The sequence below is a fragment of the Streptomyces sp. Y20 genome (genome assembly GCF_043195475.1).
Taxonomy (GTDB): domain Bacteria; phylum Actinomycetota; class Actinomycetes; order Streptomycetales; family Streptomycetaceae; genus Streptomyces.
In genome coordinates, this window is record NZ_JBIDDP010000027.1 from 1 (window position 1) to 8,865 (window position 8,865).

At 73.8% G+C, this 8,865-nt stretch carries 1 protein-coding gene; it reads right to left on the reverse strand.

The features are described from left to right. Positions 1 to 8,851, reverse strand: an 8,851-nt coding sequence (locus ACGFT1_RS35675; protein WP_373913146.1) for a beta-ketoacyl synthase N-terminal-like domain-containing protein, incomplete at its 3' end; no start/stop codon positions are given. Positions 8,852 to 8,865 lie beyond the last annotated feature (14 nt).

The window sequence follows — 8,865 nt, forward strand, 5'->3', positions numbered from 1 at the left end:
CCCGCTGCTGCGACGGCCCGTTGGGAGCGGTCAGCCCGTTGGACGCACCGTCCTGGTTCACCGCACTGCCCCGCACGACCGCCAGGACCCGGTGCCCCTTGCGCCGCGCCTCCGACAGCCGCTCCAGTACGACGACACCCGCGCCCTCCGCCCAGCCCGTGCCGTCGGCCGCGTCCGCGTACGACTTGCAGCGGCCGTCGGAGGCCAGGCCCCGCTGCCGCGAGAACTGGACGAAGGCGCCGGGGCTGGACATGACGGCCGCGCCGCTGGCCAGGGCCAGGGAGCACTCGCCGCCGCGCAGCGCCTGGGCGGCCAGGTGCATGGCGACCAGGGACGAGGAGCACGCCGTGTCCACGGTCACCGCCGGCCCTTCGAAGCCGAAGACGTACGACACCCGGCCCGAGGCCACACTGCTGCCGGCTCCGGTGGTGACGAATCCCTCCAGCTCCGCGGGCACCTCGCCGCCGGATCCGTAGCCCTGGCCCATCAGGCCGGAGAACACGCCGACGTCGGTGCCCTTCAGGGAGGTCGGATCGATGCCGGCGCGCTCCAGGGCCTCCCAGGAGGTCTCCAGCAGCAGCCGCTGCTGCGGGTCCATCGCCAGCGCCTCACGCGGGGAGATCCCGAAGAAGGCGGCGTCGAACAGGCCCGCCTCGTGCAGGAACCCGCCCTGGTCGACGTACGACGTACCGGCCTTGTCGGGGTCGGCGTCGAACAGGCCATCCAGGTCCCAGCCGCGGTCGTCGGGGAAGCCGGACATCGCGTCCCGTCCCTCCGACACCAGCTGCCAAAGTGCTTCGGGGCTGTTGACGCCGCCAGGCAGTCGGCACGCCATGCCGACGATCGCGATCGGCTCGTCCGGGTCGGCGAGTGCCGCGACCGGTTCGGTGATCGCCACCGACACCGTCTCCCCCAGCTCGCCGTGCAGATGACGGACCAGGGCGAGCGGGGTCGGGTGGTCGAAGACGACGGTGGCGGGCAGTTTGAGGCCGGTCGCGTCGCGGAGCCGGTTGCGCAGCTCGACCGAGGTGAGCGAGTCGAACCCGGAGTCACGGAACGCCGTGTCCGGTTTGACACCCTCCGGACCGGCGTGCCCGAGCACGGTCGCCGCGTGCGTGCGGACCAGGTCCAGCAGCAGCGCCTCCTGCTCCGCCGTGCCCAGCCCGGCCAGCCGGCGCGCGAGGTGCCCGGTGTCGTCACCGGCGGTGACCGCTGCCCGGGCGGCCTGCCGGGGGACCTTGACCAGGCCCCGCAGCAGGGGCTGCACGCCGCGCCCGGCAGCGGCGTCGGCGCGCATGGCCCGCAGGTCCAGCTTGATCGGGACGAGCAGCGGGTCATCGGTGCGCAGGGCGGCGTCGAACAGGTCAAGGCCCTCCTCGGAGGCGAGGGTCTGGCTGCGGTTGCGACTCACCCGGGCCTGGTCGGCGGTGTCGAGGTGCCCGGTCATTCCGGTGGCCTGCTCCCACAGGCCCCATGCCAGCGACACACCCGGCAGGCCCGCGGCCCGGCGCCGCTGCACCACCGCGTCCAGATAGGCGTTCGCCGCCGCGTAGTTTCCCTGCCCGGCCGAACCGAACACGCCCGCCGCCGACGAGAACACGATGAACGCGTGTAGTTCGGGGGCGAGTTCTCGGGTGAGTTCGTCGAGATGAGTGACCGCGGGAACCTTCGGAGCGAACACGCCCGCCAGGCGTTCAGGGGTGAGGGCGCCGATCACGCCGTCGTCCAGGACACCGGCCGTGTGCACCACAGCCGACAACGGACGCTCCACCGCCACCGCGCCCAGCAGCCCCGCCACCTGCGCACGGTCCGACACGTCCACCGCCACCACGGACACCGACTCCGCACCCAGACCGGACAGCTCCGCGACCAACTCCGCGGCACCCGCCGCCTCCCGACCACGCCGACTGGCCAGCACCAGATGCCGCACCCCATGACGCATGACCAGATGCCGCGCCACCAAAGCACCCAGCACCCCGGTGCCACCCGTGACCAGCACCGACCCCTCCGGCCCGAAACGCGTGTCCGCAACCGTGGGCGACATCGCGCGGTTCAGCCGAGGGGCGAACAGGCGGGTGCCGCGCACGGCCACCTGCGGTTCCGCCGTGGCCAGTACGGCGGCCAGCAGCGGCTCGACGTCAGCACCCGCGGGGGTGTCCGTGTCGAGCAGGACGACCCGGTCGGGGTTCTCCGCCTGGACGACCCGGACCAGGCCCCACACGGCGGCCCCCGCCGGGTCGGTCACCGTCCGCTCACCGTCGGCGGGCACCGCACCGCGGGTGACCACGACCAGCCGGGCCGCCTCCAGTCCGGGCCTGGCCAGCCACTCCTGCACGATCTCCAGCACGCGGCACGTCACGGCCAGCGCCGCGTCGTCGTCCGTGCCGGCCGCCACGTCGCCGCGACCGGCCTCGAGGACGACGACCGGGGGCACACCCGAGCCATCGGTCAGCGCGGCCACATGCGCCGGTTCGGCGATGGGCACCCAGGCGGGCGGCAGGTCGGTGCCGGGCTCCGTCGTCGCGGGCAGCTCCGTCCACTCCACGCGGAACAGGGAGTGCCGGCTGTCGTCGGCCGCCGTGCCCAGCTGGTCGGCGGACACGGTCCGCGAGACCAGCGACCGCAGCGTCAGCACCGGCGCGCCGGTCTCGTCCGCCGCTTCCAGGGCCAGGGCGTCGGGCGCGGACCGGTGCAGGCGCACCCGCAGCGACGTGGCCCCGACGGCGTGCAAGTGCAGGCCGTTCCAGCCGAACGGGAGGTGGACACCGTCTTCGGTCCGGTTCTCGCCCTCGGGGTCCGAGAGCGCCACGTCCAGCATCGCGGGGTGCAGCGCGGCGTCGAGCAGCGCCGGGTGAATGCCGAACCGGGCGGCGCTCGCCCGCTGGTCCTCGGGGAGGGCGACCTCGGCGAAGAGGTCGTCGCCGCGCCGCCACAGGGCTCGTACGCCCTGGAAGACCGGCCCGTAACCGTAGCCGGCCCGGGCCAGCAGCTCGTAGCCGCCGGAGATGTCCACCTGGCGGGCGCCGGTCGGCGGCCATACGGTGAGGCCGGCGTCCGATTGGGGCACGTCGGCGGTCATCGGGGCGGTGAGGGTGCCGGTGGCGTGCCGGGTCCAGGCGTCGGCGCCCGCGTCTCCGGTGGGGTCGTCGGGCGCGGAGTAGACGGCGACCGTCCGGGTGCCCGTCTTCTCCGGGCCGCCCACGGTGACCTGCACGCGTACCCCGCCCTGCTCGGGCAGGACCAGCGGTGCCTCGACGACCAGCTCCTCGAGAACCCCGCAGCCCACCTCGTCACCGGCCCGCACCGCCAGCTCCACCAGCCCGGTACCGGGGACGAGCACCGCCCCGCCGACGGCGTGGTCCGCCAGCCAGGGATGCGTGCGCAGCGACAGCCGCGAGGTGCACAGCACCCCGCCCGTCCCGGGCACTTCCACGATCGCGCCGAGCAGGGGGTGGTCGGCGCGGGCCTGCCCCAGGGAGGCCGCGTCCGCCACAGGAGCGGGCTTCAGCCAGTAATGCCGGTGCTCGAAGGCATACGTCGGCAACTCCACGTCCGCGGCCCCGGCACCCTCGGGCAGCACACCGGTCCAGTCGACCGCCACACCCCTGACGAAAAGCTCCGCCATCGACGCCAACAACCGCCGAAGACCACCCTCATCACGCCGCAGCGAACCCGTGACGACCGCCTCGCACTGCGCCTCGTCCACGATCTCGTTCACCGGCTGCACAAGAACCGGGTGGGCGCTGGACTCCACGAACACCGTGTACCCCTCGGCGACAAGGGAAGCGACCGCCGGACCGAAACGGACCTGACCACGCAAGTTGCGATACCAGTAACCACCGTCCAGAACACCCGCCTCACGCACCCAGCCACCGGTCACCGTCGAGAAGAACGGCACCACCGGCACCCGACCACGAACCTCCGCGAACGCCTCCCCCAACGCCCCCTCGATCGCCTCCACATGACGGGTGTGCGAGGCATAGTCCACCGCGACACGACGCACCCGCACACCATCCGCCTCCAACACGGCCAACACCCCGTCCAAGGCCTCCGCGTCACCGGCGATCACCACCGACGAAGGACCGTTCACCGCCGCGACCTCGACCCGCCCCTCCCACCGGCCGATCCGGCCCACCGCATCGGCCTCCGACAACGCCACAGAGGCCATACCACCCCCGCCCGCCAACTCCCCCGCGATCACCCGACTACGCACCGCCACCACCCGCGCCGCATCCTCCAGCGACAACGCACCCGCCACACAAGCCGCGGCGATCTCACCCTGCGAATGACCCACCACCGCATCCGGCACCACACCCACCGACGCCCACACCGCCGCCAACGCCACGTTCACCGCGAAACTCGCCGGCTGCACCACATCCACCCGCGCCAGCAGATCGACATCGCCCCGCAGCACCGCCAACAAGTCCCAATCCACCCACGGCTCCAGAGCCCGAGCACACTCCCCCACCCGCTCCGCGAACACCCGTGAGGACCCCAGCAACTCCCGCCCCATGCCCAACCACTGCGAACCCTGACCCGGAAACACCAGCACCGTCCGCCCGGGCGCAGCCACCGCACCGCTCACCACTCCGGCAGCCGACTCCCCCCGGACCAGCGCGCCCAGCCCCGCCACCGCCTCCGCACGCGAACCGGCAACCACCACCGCCCGCTCCGAGAGCACCGCACGCCGGGCCGCCAGCACACCCGCGACCTCCACCAGCGAGGCATCCACGCCACCGACGAACACCGCAAGCCGCTCCGCCTGCCCCGACAGAGCACCCCCCGAAGCCGCCGACACCACCAGGGGAACGAGTCCGTCGGCCGGCGTGACCGGCTCCCGGGCCGGTTCCTCGGGGGCCTGTTCGAAGATCAGGTGGGCGTTGGTGCCGCTGAGACCGAAGGAGGAGACGCCGGCGCGGCGGGGACGGCCGGTCTCGGGCCAGTCCCGGGCCTCGGTCAGCAGCTCGACGGCTCCGGCCGACCAGTCGACCTGCGGGGTCGGCTCTTCGACGTGCAGGGTCGGGGGCAGGACGCCGTGCCGCAGCGCCTGGACCATCTTGATGACGCCGGCGACTCCGGCGGCGGCCTGCGTGTGCCCGATGTTGGATTTCACCGAGCCGAGCCAGAGCGGCTGTTCGCGGTCGCGGCCGTAGGTGGCGAGGAGGGCCTGCGCCTCGATCGGGTCGCCGAGAGCCGTGCCCGTACCGTGTGCTTCCACCGCGTCCACGTCGGAGGCGGCCAGACCGGCCACCGCCAGGGCCCGGCGGATGACCCGCTGCTGCGAGGGGCCGTTCGGGGCGGTGAGGCCGTTCGAGGCGCCGTCCTGGTTGATGGCGCTGCCGCGCAGGACCGCCAGGACGCGGTGGCCCTTGCGGCGGGCCTCCGAGAGTCGTTCGAGTGCGACGACGCCGACGCCCTCCGCCCAGCCCGTGCCGTCGGCGGTCGAGGAGAAGGCCTTGCAGCGGCCGTCGGGGGCGAGGGCCCGCTGCCGGGAGAACTCCACGAAGGTACCCGGTGTGGCCATGACGGTGGCGCCGCCCGCGAGGGCGAGGGAGCATTCGCCGTTGCGCAGGGCCTGGGCGGCCAGGTGCATGGCGACCAGGGAGGAGGAGCAGGCGGTGTCGATGGTGACGGCGGGGCCTTCGAAGCCGAAGGCGTACGACACCCGGCCCGAGGCGACGCTCACCGCGGAGCCGGTGGCCGTGAAGCCCCCCAGTTCCGGCGGGATGTCGCCGCCGATGCCGTAGCCCTGGGTCATGACGCCGGAGAACACGCCGACGTCCGTGCCTTTCAGCGCGGACGGATTCACGCCCGCCCGTTCCAGTGCCTCCCAGGAGGTCTCCAGGAGGAGCCGCTGCTGCGGGTCCATCGCCAGTGCCTCACGCGGGGATATCCCGAAGAAGCCCGCGTCGAACCGGCCCGCATCGTGGAGGAAGCCGCCCTGGTCGACGTAGGAGGTGCCGATGTTCTCGGGGTCGGTGTCGAAGAGGTCGTCCACGTCCCAGCCGCGGTCGGTCGGGAAGCCGGAGATCGCGTCCCGGCCCTCGGTGACGAGCCGCCAGAGTTCCTCGGGGGTGTTGACGCCGCCGGGCAGCCGGCAGGCCATGCCGACGACGGCGATCGGCTCGCCGGGGTCGGCGGCGACGACCGCGGGGACCGCGGCGCCGGTGACGTTGCCGTTCAGCCCGTCCAGTTCGTCGCGGAGGAAGCGGGCGAGCGTGAGCGGGGTCGGATAGTCGTAGACGAGGGTCGCGGGGAGGCTGAGCCGGGTGGCCTCGCGCAGCCGGTTGCGCAGTTGGACGGCGGTGAGCGAGTCGAAGCCGGCGTCCTTGAACGCCTTCTCGGTCCTGACCTTCTCGGGGCCGGTGTGGCCGAGCACGGTCGCGACGTGTGTGCGGACCAGGTCCAGGAGCAGGGCCTCCTGCTCGGCCGGGGGCAGGCCCGCGAGCCGGCCGGCCAGGCCGCTGCCGCGGCCCGCGGCGATGCGGGCGGCGGCGCGACGGCTGTGCGGGATCAGCGTGCGCAGCAGGGACGGTATGTCGCCGCCGGCCGCGGCTTCGGCGCGTATGGCGCGCAGGTCCAGCCGGATCGGGACCAGCAGGGTCTCGCCGGTGCGCAGGGCCGCGTCGAACAGGTCAAGGCCGTCTTCGGGGCTGATCGCCTGGAAGCCGCCGCGGTGCATACGGGCCTGATCGGCGTCGTTCAGGTGGGCGGTCATTCCGGTGGCCTGCTCCCACAGGCCCCATGCCAGCGACACACCCGGCAGGCCCGCGGCCCGGCGCCGCTGCGCCACCGCGTCCAGATAGGCGTTCGCCGCCGCGTAGTTGCCCTGCCCGGCCGAACCGAACACGCCCGCCGCCGACGAGAACACGATGAACGTGTGCAGTTCGGGAGCGAGTTCGCGGGTCAGTTCGTCCAGGTGCGTGACCGCGCTCACCTTGGGCGCGAACACCTGGGCGAGTCGCTCGGGGGTGAGGGCGCCGATCACGCCGTCGTCCAGGACACCGGCCGTGTGCACCACAGCCGACAACGGACGCTCCACCGCCACCGCGCCCAGCAGCTCCGCCACCTGCGCACGGTCCGACACGTCCACCGCCACCACGGACACCGACTCCGCACCCAGACCGGACAGCTCCGCGACCAACTCCGCGGCACCCGCCGCCTCCCGACCACGCCGACTGGCCAGCACCAGATGCCGCACCCCATGACGCACGACCAGATGCCGCGCCACCAAAGCACCCAGCACCCCGGTGCCACCCGTGACCAGCACCGACCCCTCCGGCCCGAAACGCGTGTCCGCAACCGTGGGCGACGTCGCGCGGGTCAGCCGAGGGGCGTACAGCGTGGTGCCCCGGGCGGCGAGCTGCGGTTCGCCGGTCGCGAGGACGGCGGTGAGCAGGGGGCCGAAGTTGTCGTCGTCCTGCGGCTCGTCCGTGTCGAGCAGGACGATCCGGTCGGGGTTCTCCGCCTGGGCGACCCGGACCAGGCCCCATACGGCCGCGCCGGCCGGGTCGGTCACCGTCCGCTCGCTCTCGGCGGGCACGGCACCGCGGGTGCGCACGACGAGGAGCGTTCCCTCCGTGCCGGGCTCGGACAGCCAGGCCTGGACGGTTTCCAGCGCCGTGCTGGTCAGCGCGAGCACCTCGGTGTCGGTCGCACCGTCCGCGACGCAGTCGACCACCGCGGCGGCCGGCGGCCCGGCGGCGTCCGCGAGCGCCGCCACCCCGCTCGGGCCGGACAGGGCGACCCATTCCGGTGCCACCGCGGACGGCCGGGGCGCGGGCAGCTCGGTCCACTCCACGTGGAAGAGGGCGTCGTCCGTGCCCGTGGGGGCGGCGTCCGGCGTCGTCAGTAGGGCGGCGGCGACGGACCGCAGCGTGACGGCGCCCGCCGTGAGGACCGGGCCGCCGGTCTCGTCGGCCGCCTCGACCGAGACGACACCCGGGGCGGACCGCAGCAGCCGGGCCCGCAGCACGGTGGCACCCGTGGCGTGCAGGACGACCGTGTTCCACTCCAGCGGCTGCCACACCTGATCGCTGTCGCCCGCGACGGCCTCCCGGACGGCCGGGTGCAGGACGGCGTCCAGGAGAGCCGGGTGCACGCCGTACCGGTCCGCCTCGCCCTGGTCCTCCTCCGTCAGCGCGGCCTCGGCGAACAGCTCGTCCCCGCGGCGCCACAGCCCGCGCAGCCCCTGGAACAGCGGCCCGTAGGCGTGGCCGTGGGCGACGAGTTCGGTGTAGAGGTCGTCCGTGTCCACGCGCTGCGCGCCGGGCGGCGGCCAGGCGGTGAAGTCATGACCGGGTGCGGCCTCGCCGGCAGTCGGCGCGAGGATGCCGGTGGCGTGCCGGGTCCAGACGGCCGGTCCGTCCGACTCTGCGGGAGCATCGGGAGCCGCGTACACCTCCACGCTTCTGGACCCGGTCCCGTCCGGGCCGCCGACGGCGATCTGGAGGCGTACGGCGCCCTGCTCGGGAACGACCAGGGGCGCCTCGATGACCAGCTCGTCCAGCACTCCGCAGCCGACCTCGTCACCGGCGCGCACGGCCAGCTCCACCAGCCCGGTGCCGGGTACGACGACCACTCCGCCGACGGCGTGGTCGGCGAGCCAGGGGTGGGTGCGCAGGGACAGCCGGGAGGTGAGGACCAGCCCGTCCGACTGCGGCAGCTGGACCATCGCGCCCAGCAGCGGGTGGTCCGCGCCGGTGAGCCCCAGCGCCGCGGCGTCGACCACGGACTCCGCCATGCGCAGCCAGTAGTGCTGGTGGTCGAAGGCGTACGTGGGCAGGTCCACGTGGGTGGCGGTGGCACCCTCGGGCAGCACCGCCGCCCAATCCACCTTCGCCCCGCGCACGAACAACTCCGCGA